Source organism: Amycolatopsis sp. cg9, assembly GCF_041346945.1.
In the GTDB taxonomy this organism is placed as follows: domain Bacteria; phylum Actinomycetota; class Actinomycetes; order Mycobacteriales; family Pseudonocardiaceae; genus Amycolatopsis.
Map to the genome: position 1 here is coordinate 1,070,151 of NZ_CP166850.1, position 13,680 is coordinate 1,083,830.

General features: G+C 70.8%; 18 protein-coding genes. 10 read left to right on the plus strand and 8 right to left on the minus strand.

What is annotated here, in order from left to right; translation table 11 throughout:
• Both AB5J73_RS04645 and AB5J73_RS04650 read left to right on the plus strand, forming a co-directional pair.
• Window positions 1-591 (plus strand): acid phosphatase, encoded by a 591-nt coding sequence (locus AB5J73_RS04645; RefSeq protein WP_370968476.1) that lies wholly within the window; start codon window positions 1-3, stop codon window positions 589-591.
• A gap of 1 nt (window position 592) precedes the next feature.
• Entirely contained in the window at window positions 593-1,075 is a 483-nt protein-coding gene (locus AB5J73_RS04650) for an N-acetyltransferase family protein (RefSeq protein ID WP_370968477.1), read from the plus strand.
• Between the two features lie 11 nt (window positions 1,076-1,086).
• Here the strand turns inward: AB5J73_RS04650 and AB5J73_RS04655 are convergent, their stop codons facing one another.
• Entirely contained in the window at window positions 1,087-1,557 is a 471-nt protein-coding gene (locus AB5J73_RS04655) for a hypothetical protein (protein WP_370968478.1), read from the minus strand.
• 312 nt (window positions 1,558-1,869) lie between these two features.
• Here AB5J73_RS04655 and AB5J73_RS04660 point away from each other — a divergent pair, with 312 nt between their 5' ends.
• Together AB5J73_RS04660 and AB5J73_RS04665 are read left to right on the plus strand one after the other, a co-directional pair.
• Complete coding sequence (locus AB5J73_RS04660; protein WP_370972929.1) at window positions 1,870-2,796, plus strand: diacylglycerol kinase family protein; 927 nt, start codon at window positions 1,870-1,872, stop codon at window positions 2,794-2,796.
• Between the two features lie 275 nt (window positions 2,797-3,071).
• Window positions 3,072-3,326 carry a WhiB family transcriptional regulator gene (locus AB5J73_RS04665; RefSeq protein ID WP_043777259.1) on the plus strand — a complete coding sequence of 85 codons (255 nt, stop codon included), beginning with the start codon at window positions 3,072-3,074 and terminating at the stop codon, window positions 3,324-3,326.
• A 307-nt stretch (window positions 3,327-3,633) separates the two neighbouring features.
• Here AB5J73_RS04665 and AB5J73_RS04670 read toward each other — a convergent pair whose 3' ends face one another.
• Both AB5J73_RS04670 and AB5J73_RS04675 read right to left on the minus strand, forming a co-directional pair.
• Entirely contained in the window at window positions 3,634-5,154 is a 1,521-nt protein-coding gene (locus tag AB5J73_RS04670) for a sensor histidine kinase (protein WP_370968479.1), read from the minus strand.
• A gap of 2 nt (window positions 5,155-5,156) precedes the next feature.
• The gene (locus AB5J73_RS04675; RefSeq protein WP_370968480.1) at window positions 5,157-5,369 is read right to left on the minus strand and encodes a biotin/lipoyl-binding carrier protein; all 213 of its coding nucleotides are present in this window, start codon (window positions 5,367-5,369) and stop codon (window positions 5,157-5,159) included.
• A 100-nt stretch (window positions 5,370-5,469) separates the two neighbouring features.
• Between AB5J73_RS04675 and AB5J73_RS04680 the strand changes: the two genes are divergently transcribed.
• Window positions 5,470-5,544, plus strand: a complete 75-nt coding sequence (locus AB5J73_RS04680) for a 50S ribosomal protein bL37 (RefSeq protein ID WP_098515123.1) — start codon at window positions 5,470-5,472, stop codon at window positions 5,542-5,544.
• Window positions 5,545-5,611: 67 nt separating this feature from the next.
• Here AB5J73_RS04680 and rsrA read toward each other — a convergent pair whose 3' ends face one another.
• Complete coding sequence (rsrA, locus tag AB5J73_RS04685) at window positions 5,612-5,932, minus strand: mycothiol system anti-sigma-R factor (protein ID WP_043777179.1); 321 nt, start codon at window positions 5,930-5,932, stop codon at window positions 5,612-5,614.
• The gene (locus AB5J73_RS04690) at window positions 5,929-6,552 is read right to left on the minus strand and encodes a sigma-70 family RNA polymerase sigma factor (protein ID WP_125312718.1); all 624 of its coding nucleotides are present in this window, start codon (window positions 6,550-6,552) and stop codon (window positions 5,929-5,931) included. Before AB5J73_RS04690 ends, rsrA begins: the two co-directional genes overlap by 4 nt.
• 194 nt (window positions 6,553-6,746) lie before the next feature.
• Between AB5J73_RS04690 and ybaK the strand changes: the two genes are divergently transcribed.
• Window positions 6,747-7,223 carry a Cys-tRNA(Pro) deacylase gene (gene ybaK, locus AB5J73_RS04695; RefSeq protein ID WP_370968481.1) on the plus strand — a complete coding sequence of 159 codons (477 nt, stop codon included), beginning with the start codon at window positions 6,747-6,749 and terminating at the stop codon, window positions 7,221-7,223.
• A gap of 169 nt (window positions 7,224-7,392) precedes the next feature.
• Here ybaK and AB5J73_RS04700 read toward each other — a convergent pair whose 3' ends face one another.
• From AB5J73_RS04700 to AB5J73_RS04710, 3 genes are all read right to left on the minus strand, one after another.
• Window positions 7,393-8,271 carry a transposase family protein gene (locus AB5J73_RS04700; protein ID WP_370968482.1) on the minus strand — a complete coding sequence of 293 codons (879 nt, stop codon included), beginning with the start codon at window positions 8,269-8,271 and terminating at the stop codon, window positions 7,393-7,395.
• A 153-nt stretch (window positions 8,272-8,424) separates the two neighbouring features.
• A complete protein-coding gene (locus AB5J73_RS04705) occupies window positions 8,425-9,033 on the minus strand; it encodes an alpha/beta family hydrolase (RefSeq protein WP_370968483.1) in 609 nt (202 codons plus the stop codon).
• The gene (locus AB5J73_RS04710) at window positions 9,030-9,776 is read right to left on the minus strand and encodes an SOS response-associated peptidase (protein WP_370968484.1); all 747 of its coding nucleotides are present in this window, start codon (window positions 9,774-9,776) and stop codon (window positions 9,030-9,032) included. Before AB5J73_RS04710 ends, AB5J73_RS04705 begins: the two co-directional genes overlap by 4 nt.
• A 119-nt stretch (window positions 9,777-9,895) precedes the next feature.
• Here AB5J73_RS04710 and rsgA point away from each other — a divergent pair, with 119 nt between their 5' ends.
• The 4 genes from rsgA (at window position 9,896) to AB5J73_RS04730 (ending at window position 13,647) form a co-directional block, all read left to right on the plus strand.
• Window positions 9,896-10,918: a ribosome small subunit-dependent GTPase A gene (rsgA, locus tag AB5J73_RS04715; RefSeq protein WP_370968485.1), complete on the plus strand. Its 1,023-nt coding sequence runs from the start codon at window positions 9,896-9,898 to the stop codon at window positions 10,916-10,918.
• A gap of 101 nt (window positions 10,919-11,019) precedes the next feature.
• Window positions 11,020-11,910 (plus strand): hypothetical protein, encoded by an 891-nt coding sequence (locus AB5J73_RS04720; protein WP_370968486.1) that lies wholly within the window; start codon window positions 11,020-11,022, stop codon window positions 11,908-11,910.
• 70 nt (window positions 11,911-11,980) lie between these two features.
• A complete protein-coding gene (locus AB5J73_RS04725; protein WP_370968487.1) occupies window positions 11,981-12,727 on the plus strand; it encodes a hypothetical protein in 747 nt (248 codons plus the stop codon).
• Between the two features lie 50 nt (window positions 12,728-12,777).
• On the plus strand, window positions 12,778-13,647 hold the full coding sequence (locus AB5J73_RS04730; RefSeq protein WP_370968488.1) for an NAD-dependent epimerase/dehydratase family protein: 870 nt from the start codon (window positions 12,778-12,780) through the stop codon (window positions 13,645-13,647).
• Window positions 13,648-13,680 lie beyond the last annotated feature (33 nt).

The window sequence follows — 13,680 nt, forward strand, 5'->3', positions numbered from 1 at the left end:
GTGGCGAACCGTCTCTTCCTCCTCCGGCACGGCCAGACCGAATGGTCGGTGAACGGACGGCACACCGGCCGCACCGACATCCCGCTGACCCCGGCCGGCGAAGGCCAGGCACTGGCCGCGGGCGGCACGCTGCGGAGCCTGGTCGGCGGCCCCTCGCTGGTGCTGTCGAGCCCGCGCACCCGCGCGCTGCGGACCGCCGCGCTGGCCGGGCTGCGCGTCGACGAAGTCACCGAAGACCTGGCCGAGTGGGACTACGGCGACTACGAAGGCATCACCACCCCGGAGATCCGCGAGACGGTGCCGGGCTGGACGGTCTGGACCCACCCGATCCCCGGCGGCGAAAGCGCCGGCGAGGTGTCCGCGCGTGCGGACCGCGTCCTGGCGCGCGCTCGCCGCGACACGGAATCCGGCGACGTGATCCTGGTCGGGCACGGGCACTTCAGCCGCGTGCTGGTGGCCCGCTGGCTCGGCCTGCCCGCGACCGCCGGCGTCCACTTCGGACTCGACGCGGCCGGCATCGCGGTGCTCGGCGACGAGCGCGGCGAGCCGCAGATCGAACACCTCAACCTGCTGCCCGCCCTGGAGGACTGACGTGCCCGACGACCGCATCCGCCGGATCAGACCCGACGACGTCGAGGCCGCCGTCGCCCTCGCCTACGCGCTGGCCGACTACGAGCGCGCGCCCGACGAGTGCCACCTGACGGCTTCGCAGCTGCATTCCGCGTTGTTCGGCGAAGCGCCGAAGCTGTTCGGGCACGTGGCCGAAGTGGACGGCGAGATCGTCGGCTTCACGGTGTGGTTCCTCAACTTCTCCACCTGGCGCGGGGTGCACGGGATCTACCTGGAGGACCTGTTCGTGCTGCCCGCGCACCGCGGGTCCGGCCTGGGCAAGGCCCTGCTGGCGGCGCTGGCGGCCGAGTGCGTCGCGAACGGCTACGCGCGGCTCGAGTGGTCGGTGCTGGACTGGAACCCGGCCACGGAGTTCTACAAGGCGCTCGGCGCGGTCCCGATGGACGAGTGGACCGTCAACCGGCTCACCGACGAACCCCTGCAGGCCCTGGCCGCCCAAGCCTGACGTCGGCGGGCTCAGTCCTCTTCGCGGCCTTCGCGCTCGGCGCGGCGGCCGGCGAGCCCGCCGCGTTCGGCGGCTTCCGTCTCCGTCTCGCCCTCACGCAGCCCCAGCGCCCACTCGCGGGCCGGCCGGCGGAACAGCAGCGCCAGCGCCGCGATGCCGAACAACGCGACCGGCACCCCCCACGCCGGCTCGCCGGACGGGCCGAGCAGGTACCAGCCGAGCCCGATCACGATCAGCGCGATCACCACGCCGGGCGAGCGCGCCCACGTCTGGCCGAGGACCAGCCCGGCCGACGCGGCCAGGAAGGCCAGCGCCACCACGATGAACGTGCCCGACTCGACGAAGACGTTGTTCCCCGGCCGGGTCGGCGACCCCAGGCCGGTCACCAGCACGACCACCCCGAACACCAGCAGGGCGAGCGACGGCACCGCGGTGACCGCGCCGGCCAGCCGGACCTCGCGGGGAGCGGGCGAGAGCTTCACAGGGGGCCTTCCGGAAGGTCTTTTTCGCGGGAGCACAGTGGACTCGACCAGGGCGGGTCACCGTGCGTGAGCTGATTCGATCGTATGCCACCCGGTCGGCCGTTTTCCCGGGACCGCCCGGGCGCTGAGAATTCAAGGGTCGTCGATGAGCGGGCGGTCGGCCCGGGTGCACTTGTCACGACGAGCGGACGCCGCACGTGAAGGAGGGCCGCCCGCCACAGGGACGAGAAGGTGCTGTTCGCCGGGGTTGCGCCGGTCACCATGCGGGTCCGGAAGGTTCTCGGGCCGCCGGAAGTCACCTACCCTGCGGTAGTGCGCGCAATCCTCCTCGTGAACCCCCAGGCCACCTCGACCACCGCCGGTGGCCGGGACGTGCTGGCGCACGCGCTCGCCAGCCAGGTCAAGCTCGACGTGGTCGAGACGGACTACCGCGGCCACGCGATGGCCGTCGCTCGCTCGGCCGCGCGGGACGGCATCGACCTGGTCGTGGCGCACGGCGGCGACGGCACGGTCAACGAGGTCGTCAACGGCCTGCTGGCCGACGCGGACGGGGATCCCACGCAAATCGGGCGGGTGCCGGCCCTGGGCGTCGTGCCCGGCGGCTCGGCCAACGTGTTCGCGCGTGCCCTGGGCATCTCCTCGGACCCGGTCGAAGCCACCCACCAGCTGCTGCACGCGCTGGAGAACGACCGCTCGCGCCGGGTCGGCCTCGGCCTGGCCGACGGGCACTGGTTCACCTTCAACGCCGGGCTCGGCTGGGACGCCGACGTCGTCGGCCGCGTGGCGAAGCGCCGCGGCAAGCAGACGACGTCCGGCCTCTACCTGAGGGCCGCCGTCCGCTCCTACTTCCGGCCGCCGCTGGGCCGGCCGGCCCTCACGATCCGCATCCCGGGTCACGAACCCGCCGAAGCGCTGACCGCTTTCGTGTCCAACACCGATCCGTGGAGTTACCTGGGCGAGCGTCCGGTCCACCTCAACCCAGGTTGCTCGTTCGAGACGGGATTGGGCCTGTTCGCGTTGAACGGTCTGGGGTTGCCCACGGTGTTCAAGCATGTACGCCGTGCTTTGGCTACGAAGAGCAACCAAAAGGGACGGCGTCTCGTGCGTCACGATGACCTGCCGATGATCCGCATCGATGCAGCTGAACCGGTAAACTTCCAGGTGGACGGCGACCTCGTCGGCCAGCGGACCCGAGTGGAGTTTTTCAGCGTCCCGGATGCACTCACCGTAATCGTGTGACGACGGGACCGCTGATCGCCTGCGGCAAAGTGCAATCTGCCGTTCGTCGACCCAGAAGCTCCACTCAGCGCATCAGCCTTCCGTCAGGCGGGCTGTTTCGGAGAGAAACCGCAGGTCAGAAGCGTCGCTCGGCCGGGTGAGCTGACTCACCGATCTTCCGGAAACCCTTGTCGAAAGCGGTGCTTCGTGAAAGCATTCACAAGCACCCAAGAACACGACCGCCATTGACGACTGTGGCGCGGCCCTCCCGCGCCATGTGTAAGGAGCTCACGAACATGGACTGGCGCCACGACGCGGCCTGCCGAGACGAGGACCCTGAGCTGTTCTTCCCGGTGGGAACCAGCGGTCCGGCTCTGTCGCAGGTAGCTCAGGCGAAGGCCGTGTGCCACCGCTGCCCCTCCGCTTCCGACTGCTTGGCCTGGGCTTTGGCCAGTGGTCAGGACGCCGGCGTGTGGGGCGGCATGAGCGAGGACGAGCGACGCGCGCTCAAGCGCCGCCGTACGCACATCGGCACGCGTACCAACGCCTGAAGTTCTGCATAGATCCACCGATCCACCCGAGCCGAGTAGGAATTTCACCCGGCGGGCATTTCCTGTGCCCACGCCGTCTGGGGTGATACCTACCCAGCTCAAGCTTAACAACCGAGGCGAAACCACCTGTAGACGGGTGTGCTGAAACCTCACCGGGACTTCAAGTCCTCCCGCGAAAACGTTGAACGGCCCGGCACCTGCTCACCTTGGTGCCGGGCCTTCAGCGTGTTTCCCTCCCGCGATCCGCACCCGATCACGTCGCTGCAGCGGGTATTCCCGGCAACGCTCGAGTCCAAACAGGATTGTTCTAGAGACGCCGCGAAAGCGGGATGCGCAGTGCCGCTTCGGTTCCCGTCACCCGGGTCGAGGACGCTTCCACACGCACCTTCCGCAGCGAGAGCGAGCCGCGTAGCTCGGATTCCACCAGCGTCCGCACGATCTGCAGCCCGAGGCCGTCCGACCGCTCGAGCGAGAACCCCGCCGGCAGGCCACGGCCGTTGTCGCGGATCACGACGTCCAGCCAGCGGGCCGAACGCTCCACGATCAGCTCGACCTTGCCCGAGCGGCCCGCCGGGAAGGCGTGCTCGATCGCGTTCTGCACCAGCTCAGCCAGCACCATCACCAGCGGCGTGGCGATCTCCGCGACCACCACCCCGAACGAGCCCGTGCGCTTCAGCCCGACCTGGGACTCCGCCGTGGCAACCTCGCCGACCATCGGCAGCACGTTGTCGAGCAGCTTGTCGAGGTCGACGCGCTCGTCCACCGAGATCGACAGCGCCTCGTGCACCAGCGCGATCGACGTCACCCGGCGCACCGACTCGGCCAGCGCGAGCCGCGCCTCCTCCGACGACGTCCGGCGGGACTGCAGGCGCAGCAGCGCGGCCACCGTCTGCAGGTTGTTCTTCACCCGGTGGTGGATCTCGCGGATCGTCGCGTCCTTCGACAGCAGCGCGCGGTCGCGCCGCTTCACCTCGGTGACGTCGCGGACCAGCACCAGCGCGCCCGCCGCCTGCCCGGCCGGGCGCAGCGGCAGCGCGCGGAACAGCACCACGGCACCGCGCCGCGAATCGGCTTCCGTGCGGCTCGACGGCTTCCCGTCGAGGGCCTCGATGATCCGGTGGGACACCTCGGTCGCGTCGAACGGGTCGCGGATCAGCGAGCGCGTCAGCGGCGCCAGCCGGGTGCCGACCAGGTCGGATTCGTGGCCCATCCGGTGGTAGGCGGACAGGCCGTTCGGGCTGGCGAAGACGACGGTGCCGCTCGAGTCGAGCCGGATCAGCCCGTCCCCGACCCGCGGCGACGTGTGCGTGTCGGTCGCGTTGGTGCCGTTCGGCGGGAACGTGCCGTCCACGATCATCTGGCACAGGTCGCCGGCGCTGCCGAGGTAGGCGATCTCCAACGGCGAGGGCACGCGCGGCGCGGCCAGGTTGGTCTCGCGGCTCATCACGGCGATGACCTCGTCGTGGAACCGCACCGGGATGGCCTCGCGCCGCATCGGCAGGTCGCGGTACCAGTGCGGGTCCTCTTCGCGGCAGATCCGCACCTCGCGCATGGCCTTCGCCAGCTGCGGGTGCTCCTCCACCGTGAACCGCGTGCCGACGACGTCCTCGGGGTGCGCGGTGGGCGCCGTCGTCGGCCGCGCGTGCGCGACGCAGACGAAGTCGCCACCGTCGGGCTGCAGCTCCTCGGTCACCGGGACCCAGAGCAGGAAGTCCGCGAAGGACAGGTCGGCCAGCAGCTGCCACTCGGCGACGACGGTCTGGAGGTGGTCCGCCGCCTCCCCGGGGAGGCCGGTGTTGTCGGCGAGCAGTTCGGCGAGCGTCGACACGGTTACTCGACCGTCCCGAGGACGTCGCCCTGCTGGACCCGGTCACCCTTCGCCACGACGAGGCTGGTCAGCGTGCCTGCCTTTTCGCTCACGGCGGGCAGCTCCATCTTCATCGACTCCAGGATCAGCACGGTGTCGCCGGCCTTCAGCGCGGCACCGGGCGCCGCGACGACCTCGAGCACGGTGCCGACCATCTCCGCCCGGATCTCGGCCATCGCCACCCCTCCTCGTGCTCGCCCGACCACCCCATCCAACCAGAACGGGACGTCATGACACACTTGAGAGGTTGACCAGCTTTGACGACGAGGAGTGAACATGTCGAAGCGCGCCCGCAAGCGTCGCGACCGGAAGAAGAACGGCGCAAACCACGGCAAGAAGCCCAACGCCTGATTCCCGGCGTCGGCATGACGAAGGCCCCCACGCTGCGGCGTGGGGGCCTTCGTCGTGCTCAGGCGCGTTATTCGGAACGCTGCTCGAGGGTGATCTCGGTGCGTTCGACCGTCACCCCGCCGCGGGAGGCGACGGTCTGGCGGATCGACGCGCGCAGCCGGCTCTTCAGCTCGGCGGGGGCGTGGTCACCCCCGCACTTGCGGGCCAGGAGCTGCTTGATGTGCTCGTCGATGCCGTACTCCTCGAGGCACGGCGGGCAGTCGTCGATGTGGGCGCGCAGCGCGGCGTCCCGCTCGGGGCTGCACTCGCGGTCGAGCAGCAGGTAGATGTCGGCGAGCGCTTCTTCGCACCGGACCTTGTCGGACGCGCCTTCGCACATGTCGTTCATCGCCCGGCCACCTCCTCCTTGGCACCCCGGATGAAGCCGCGTTCCCTCGCGACGTCGGCGAGCAGGTCGCGCAGCTGGGCGCGGCCGCGGTGGAGGCGGGACATCACGGTGCCGATGGGGGTGTCCATGATCTCGGCGATCTCCTTGTACGCGAAGCCCTCGACGTCGGCCAGGTAGACGGCCAGCCGGAACTCCTCGGGCAGCTTCTGCAGCGCGGCCTTGACGTCGGTGTCGGGCAGGTTGTCCATCGCCTCGACCTCGGCCGACCGGAGCCCGCTGGAGGTGTGGCTCTCCGCCTTGGCGATCTGCCAGTCGGTGATCTCCTCGGTGGGCTGCTGCACCGGCTGCCGCTGCCGCTTGCGGTAGCCGTTGATGTAGGTGTTGGTCAGGATGCGGTACATCCAGGCCTTGAGGTTCGTGCCGGCCTTGAAGGACGCGAAGGCGGCGTACGCCTTCAGGTACGTCTCCTGGACCAGGTCTTCGGCGTCAGCGGGGTTGCGGGTCATCCGCATCGCGGCCGAGTACAGCTGGTCGAGCAGCGGCATGGCGTCCCGCTCGAAGCGCTCGGCGCGCTCGGCCTCGGTCGCTTCCTCCGGCGCTGAGTTCTGCGTGCTCGGCAAACCGTTCCCTTCCCGCTCGGCGTCGATGCGCGTGCGCGCATACGGCAGACCCGAGTTTACGCGGGGGCCGGGCACGCCGCGGTTCGCCGGTGCATCGGGACGACGACGGCTGCGAGAGCGTGTGGTGGCGAGCGTTGGTGTCACGTCCCATACAACCGTTCGGGGCGGGCGGGCATTCCCTAGACTTCCGGCCCATGGCTGGCAAGGGCACCCCGGCGACGGCGTTGTTGGGCAAGCAGAAGGTGGCGCACACGCTGCACGCGTACGACCACGATCCCCGCGCGGAGTCGTACGGGCTGGAGGCGGTGGAGGCCCTCGGCCTGGACCGCGCGCGGGTCTTCAAGACCCTGGTCGCCGAGGTCGACGGCAAGCTGACGGTCGGCGTGGTCCCGGTCACCGGCCAGCTCGACCTGAAGGCCCTGGCCGCGGCGGCGGGCGGCAAGAAGGCGAAGATGGCCGACCCGGCGGCGGCCCAGCGCGCGACCGGCTACGTGCTGGGCGGCATCTCACCGCTGGGGCACCGGAGCCGGCTGCCGGTGGTGATCGACGCCTCGGCCCCGACGTTCGAAACGGTGTTCTGTTCGGCGGGCCGCCGGGGCCTGGAGGTGGAGCTGGCCCCGGCCGAGCTGATCCGGCTGACCGGCGCGGTGGTGGCGCCGATCGCGGCCTGACCCGCTGACCCGCGTCCCGCTGACCGCCCCATGCGCCCCAATGTGGCGTTCGGTGCGTCCAGCGCACCCAATGTGGCGTTCGGTGCGTCTGACGCAACCAACGCCACATTGGGGTTTTTTCATCGTGGTCTGTGCTGGTCAGGGCGGGTTGACCAAGTCTGGTATTGGTTCAGGCCTGGGCGTGTCGGACGCTCTGCTCGTGCTGGGTCAGCACGAGCACAGCCCGCAGCAACGTCGTGGCGTGGCGGGGATGCAGGCGGAGTTTGTCCAGCACCCGCCAGGCTTTGAGGGCGGCGAAGCCGCCCTCAACAGCGCAGCGCATCGCAGCGAACGCCGCGTTGGCCTGCTGCTGGCCCGGAGTCAACGGCCGATTCGCCTCGGCTTTGTCAGGGGTGAGCACGATCTGCTCACACACCCCGCCGCAGATACCGCAGTCGCGGGTGCCGCGGACGTCTTTGTGCCAGCCGTGAAACCCTTTATCTCCGGCCGGGGTCAGACCGTGAGCGTGCAGCCGTTCCCGCAGCCCCAGCCGGCGGGCGGCGGTGATATCGGCGGTCTTGCCCGGCAGCACCGCCGATACCCACAGCAACCGGCCTGCCTCGTCGGTCAACGCGAGCACGACCAGCCCGTGGTGTTTGTGTTTGCCGCTGTAGTTGCCGCGGTTCGCTCGCCCGGTGCGGCGGCGGGTGCGGATCAGGGTGCCATCGACCAGCACCACTGCTTCACCTCGGGTGAGCAGGCCGCGCAGCACGCGGTCCAGCCGTGCGGCTCGGGCGGCGAGCAGGGCGATGACTTCCAGCACCCACCGGCGCACCGTGGCCGCTGAGACACCGTGGCCGGCGCCGATGTGGGCCAGGCGGGGGTCGTGGCGCAGCACCGCCAGCACGACCAGGGCCTGCCCGGCCGGGGTGGCTTTGCGCCAGCGGGAGCGCCGCCGCCGGCGATGGGTGCGGATCAGCTCGGCGGTCAGCTGCAGGGTCTGTCGTGAGAGGGGAAGGGTGACCTGGTAGAAAAGAGAACCGAAGCCCTCGGCGGGTGATTGACTCACATCTCGATCTTGCCGAGGGCTTCGCCTATGTCCGGGCCACCACGCTGGTCCGCGCGGGCAGGTGTTGCCACGCAACCTCATCCACCCAGCCACACCGCCCCAACCAGCCACAACCACGATGAAACAACCCCATTGGGGCGCTCGGGACCAGGGTCAGGCCAGCGGGCGCAGCACTCGCGACAGCCACTCCGTCGCGGCCCGCGAAACGCCTTCCAGGTCCTTCGACAGGCTGTGGTCGCCCTCGACCACCACGATCTCGTGGTGCGGGCCCGCCTTCGGTCGCCCGAACGGGTCGTTCTCCCCCTGCACCACCAGGACCGGCACCTCGACCGCGTCGAGTTCCGGCTGGCGCGTCTTCTCCGGCTTGCCCGGCGGGTGCTCCGGGAACGCCAGGCACAGCACCGCCACCGCCTGGCCCTGGCTCGCCGTCCGGCAGGCCACCCGCGCGCCCGACGACCGGCCGCCGAAGACGAACGGCAGGTCGTCGAAGCGCTCCGACAGGTCGTCCGCGATCGTCAGCCACGCCGTGTCCAGCTGGTTCGCCGGGGCCGGGGCGCGGCGGCCGGCCACCCGGTAGGGCTGCTCGACCAGCGCCACGTGCACGCCGGCCGCCTGGGCCGCGCGCGTCACCGCCACCAGGTCCTTCGCCCCGAGACCGCCGCCCGCGCCGTGGCCGAGCATCAGCACCGCCTCGCCCTCCTCGGCGCAGTGCAGGTAGGCCCGCGCGGGACCGTAGGCGGTGCCGATCTCGAGGGCGGTCATGAGAAGAGGGTGCCCTCGTGCGCCGGGTCGACGCGCTCCAGCAGCTCGGGCCCGTTGTTGCGGACGTTGTTGACCAGGGTCGAGATCGGCCGCAGCTCCAGCGACGCGACGATGTCGTCCGGCGTCGGCACCAGCAGGTCCTTGACGTCCTCGCGGTCCGGGTCCAGCCAGCCGTCCCAGTGCGGCTTCGGCACGATCAGCGGCATCCGGTGGTGGACGTCGGTGAGCTGCCCGGCCGCGTCGGTCGTGATGATCGAGAACGTGATCAGCGGCGGCGCGTCCTTGTCGTCCTTCGGGTGCCAGCTCTCCCAGATCCCGCCGAACGCGATCGACGAGTCGTCCGGCGCCGTCATGTAGAACGGCTCCTTCTCCTTGCCGGTGCGGCGCCACTCGAACCAGCCGTCGGCGGGCACCAGGCAGCGGCGGGACACCAGTGCGCGGCGGAAGGCCGGCTTCTCGGCGGCCGTCTCGGCACGCGTGTTGATCATCCGCGAGCCGACCGACGGGTCCTTGGCCCAGAACGGGACCAGGCCCCACTTCATGATCCGCAGCGAGCGCTCGGCGGGCTCGTCCTCGAGGACCTGGCCGTCCTCGTCGCGCGGGTGCCGCTGCACGACCGTGACCACGTTCTTCGTCGGCGCGACGTTGTGGTCGGCGCGCGCGTGACCCTCGGTGAGGTCGATCGCCTCGAACTCCTCGATCAGCTTCGCCGGGTCCTTAGTGGCGGCGTAACGGCCGCACATCGCCAACCTCCTCGCACCTGCCGGAAACGTCCGGGACGCCATCGTTACACGCAGGCCAGGGCGCTGGCGAGCGGCATGGGATCATTCGGGTGGGCACCGGAGCACGAAAGGACGCGGGTTTGGCGCGCAACGACTGGAGCAAGCTGGACGAGTCCGACGTCCGCGTGCGTCCGGGCAAGGGCACCAGGCCCCGCAGCAAGCGCCGTCCCGAGCACGCCGACGCCGTCACCGCCATGGTCATCGGCAAGGACCGCGGCCGCTGGACGTGCGCGATCGACGCCGACCCCGAACGGGTGATCACCGCGATGCGGGCCCGCGAAATGGGCCGGACCCCGGTGGTGGTCGGCGACCTCGTCGGGATCGTGGGCGACGTCTCCGGCAAGCCGGACACCCTCGCCCGCATCATCCGCGTCGACGAGCGCACCAGCTCCCTCCTGCGCACCGCCGACGACACCGACCCGTACGAGCGGCTGGTCGTCGCCAACGCCGAGCGCCTGCTGATCGTCACCGCGCTGGCCGACCCGCCGCCGCGCACCGGCTTCATCGACCGCTGCCTGGTCGCCTGCTACGCGGGCGGCGTCGAGCCCGTGCTGTGCCTGACCAAGGCCGACCTGGCCAGCCCGGACGAGCTGCTGGCCGGGTACGCGGGCCTCGACATCCCGGTGATCGTGAGCCGGTTCGACGAGCAGCCCGAAGACCTCGACGAGCTGCTGAAAGACCGCGTGACGGCGCTCGTCGGGCACTCCGGTGTCGGCAAGTCGACATTGGTCAACCGGCTGGTCCCGGACGCCGACCTGGCCGTCGGCGTGGTGAGCGGGGTCGGGAAGGGGCGGCACACGTCCGTGGCGGCGGTGGCGCTGCCGCTCCCGGACGGCGGCTGGGTGATCGACACGCCGGGCGTGCGGTCGTTCGGGCTGGCCCACGTCACCGCGGACGACATCGTCGACGCCTTCGAGGAGTTCGCCGCGGCCGCCGAGGAGTGCCCGTCGGGCTGCGGGCACCTCGGCCCGCCCGACGACCCGGACTGCGCGCTCGACGACGTCGTCACCGACGGCACGGCGAGTGCCGAGCGGCTCGCGTCGCTGCGGCGCCTGCTGGCCTCCCGCGGCGGGCACGACGTGACCCGGCCCACGGAGTCCTGAGGCAACCGGGAACCGATCGCGGATCGTCACCGTCTCAGAGGTAATGATTCGCCCGTTCGGGCGATATGCCCAGCGGAAGATCCAATCCTGAGGGGATGTACATGCGCAAGACCACCCTGGTCGCGGCAGGCGCCGCGCTGGTTCTGACGCTGACGGCGTGCAGCGGTAACTCCACCACGGGCACCGCCGCCCCGGCCGGCGAGCAGTCGCAGGCCGGTGGCAGCAGCAGCGGCCTCGCTTCGCCGTTCACCGACGCGTTCCAGCTGGCGTCGGCGTCGAAGCAGGGCACCGAGAAGTCCAAGTCGGCGAAGTTCACCATGGAAGGCTCCGCGGCCGGCCAGACCATGAGCGCCACCGGCGCGATGGCCTTCGACGGCGCGAACACGAAGTTCTCGATGACCAGCACCGCGGCCGGCGAGACCACCGAGATGCGCATGGTCGACAAGGTCATGTACATCAAGCTGCCCGCCGACCAGCAGAAGCAGATGGGCACCGACAAGGCGTGGGCCAAGATCTCGGCCGACGGCACCGACCCGATTTCGCAGGCGATGGGCAGTGCGCTGTCGCAGTCGGCGGAGCAGAGCGACCCGAGCAAGATCCTGGACCAGGTCTCCAAGGCGGGCCGGATCATCTCGTCCGACCAGACCGAGCTGAACGGCGAGCAGGTCAACCACTACAAGGTCGAGCTCGACGTGGCCAAGGCCCTCGACCAGTTCACCGGGCAGATCCCGGCCGCCGCGCGCGACCAGGTCAACGAGAAGCTCAAGGGCAAGGACCTCAAGATCCCGGCCGAGCTGTGGCTGAACAAGGACAACCTGCCGGTGCAGGTCACCATGGACCAGGGCGCGATGATGCAGGCGCTGGGCGCGCCGGCCGGCGACGCGAAGTTCACGATGAAGTACAGCGACTGGGGCACCCAGGTCGACGTCTCGGCCCCGCCGGCCGAGCAGGTCGTCGACCTCGGCGAGCTGATGAAGAAGGCCGGTCGCTGACCGGAAAACTCTGAGTAGCGGCGGCTCCCCCGAACGGGTTCGGGGGAGCCGCTGTGTTTTTGTTGGCACCATGCGCAAAGCCGCCGTCGTGCTGCTGTTCGTCCTGCTCGCCGGCTGCTCCGGCCCGCCGTCCCCACCCGCGTTCAGCGACGCGCGGGCGCTGGCCGACGCCGCGACGGCGGCCACCACGGGCAGCGGCTCGGCGAAGTTCGCCACGGACGTCGCGGTGGGCGAGGTCCGGTCGAAGGGCCAGGGCCAGGCGCGCTTCGGCGCCGGCGGGATGTCCCAGGTGATGACGACCGACTTCATCGGCGAGCCGATGGAGCTGCGCCTGGTGGCGGGCAAGCTGTACGCGAAGGTGCCGGAGGGCTCGCGCGACGAGGTCGGCGCGGGGAAGCCGTGGGTGGTGGTCGCGGCGGACGGCAGCGACCCGTTCTCCCAGGTGCTCGGCGGCAGCCTGGCGCAGCTGGCGGCGCAGAACGACCCGGCGCACACACTGGGCGAGATCCGGACGGCGGGCACGATCGTCTCGGCCGAGCGCGGCCGGCTGGACGGCGTGGCGGCGGAGCACTACCGCGTCGACCTGGACCTGGCCCGCCTGGGCACGGACCTGCCCGCGGGCCTGCCCCCGGAGTCCGCCGGGCGCCTCGGCAAGTTCCCGGTGGAGCTGTGGCTCGACGACGCGCACCGGCCGCTGCGGATCGTGCTCGACCTGACCCCGATCCTGCAGGGCTCCGAAGCGCGCATCACCACGCGCTATTCGGACTGGGGTACCCCGGTCGACGTCCAGCCGCCGCCCCCGGGCGAGGTGGGGTAGTCACGTTCCCGCCCGCTGCCTCGTCCGCTCTCCGACGAAGGGAGAAGGACATGCGGGTGCTGGTGATCGGGGCGACGGGCGTACTGGGCCGGCCGGCGGTGACCCGGCTGCTGGCCGACGGCCACGAGGTGAGTGCCCTGACCCATTCGTCTTCGCGAGTGCCGGCGGGCGCGAAGGCCGTCGCGGGTGACTTGTTTTCGGTCGATTCGCTGGTGGCGGCCCTGCGCGGCCACGACGCGGTCGTGAACTTGGCTACGCGGATTCCGGCGAAGCTGACGAGCAAGGCGGCTTGGGCGCTGAACGACCAGGTCCGTCGTGCGGGGAGCGCGGCCTTGGTGGCAGCGGTCCGGCAGGTCGAGGAGGTGCGGATCGTCGTACAGGAGGGGATCTCGTTCGTGTACGCCGACGGGGGTTCGGCGCTGCTGGCTGAGGAGGCTTCCCTGCGTCCGGGCGTGGTCACGGCGTCTTCGGTCGAGGCGCACTCGAACGTGGCGGCGTTGACGGACCGGACGGTGGTGCGGCTGCGGATCGGCACACTGCTGGGTCCGGACCCGATGACGTCGACCCTGCTCGCAGCCGCCCGTCGAGGTGCGCCACTGATCATGGGCGCACGCACGGACTGGACGACGGCGATTCACCCGACGGATGCGGCCGCGGCCGCGGTGGCGGCACTGGACGCGCCTTCAGGGGTTTACAACGTGGGCGCGCCGCCTGTTTTGAAGCGCGACCTGGGCGCGGCGCTGGCCGCCGCGGCCGGGGTGCGCCGGGCTCGGGCGTTGCCGAAGTGGCTGGTGTCGCGGATCCCGCCGGCGGAGCCGATGGGGCGGTCGCAGCGGGTCGATTCGACGAAGCTCATGACGGCGACCGGGTGGAAGTGCGAGCGTCCGGTGCCGGGTCCGGATTGGTTCACGGAGGACTGATCCCCCGGGTTGTCCACAGGTGAACCCACCTGT

Bases quoted from the DNA above. Each gene is read 5' to 3' on its own strand.
- AB5J73_RS04730 (WP_370968488.1), top strand. From the start codon at position 12,778: ATGCGGGTGCTGGTGATCGGGGCGACGGGCGTACTGGGCCGGCCGGCG.
- AB5J73_RS04725 (WP_370968487.1), top strand. From the start codon at position 11,981: ATGCGCAAAGCCGCCGTCGTGCTGCTGTTCGTCCTGCTCGCCGGCTGC.
- AB5J73_RS04705 (WP_370968483.1), bottom strand. From the start codon at position 9,033: ATGACCGCCCTCGAGATCGGCACCGCCTACGGTCCCGCGCGGGCCTAC.
- AB5J73_RS04675 (WP_370968480.1), bottom strand. From the start codon at position 5,369: ATGGCCGAGATCCGGGCGGAGATGGTCGGCACCGTGCTCGAGGTCGTC.
- rsrA (WP_043777179.1), bottom strand. From the start codon at position 5,932: ATGAACGACATGTGCGAAGGCGCGTCCGACAAGGTCCGGTGCGAAGAA.
- AB5J73_RS04720 (WP_370968486.1), top strand. From the start codon at position 11,020: ATGCGCAAGACCACCCTGGTCGCGGCAGGCGCCGCGCTGGTTCTGACG.
- AB5J73_RS04665 (WP_043777259.1), top strand. From the start codon at position 3,072: ATGGACTGGCGCCACGACGCGGCCTGCCGAGACGAGGACCCTGAGCTG.
- ybaK (WP_370968481.1), top strand. From the start codon at position 6,747: ATGGCTGGCAAGGGCACCCCGGCGACGGCGTTGTTGGGCAAGCAGAAG.
- AB5J73_RS04710 (WP_370968484.1), bottom strand. From the start codon at position 9,776: ATGTGCGGCCGTTACGCCGCCACTAAGGACCCGGCGAAGCTGATCGAG.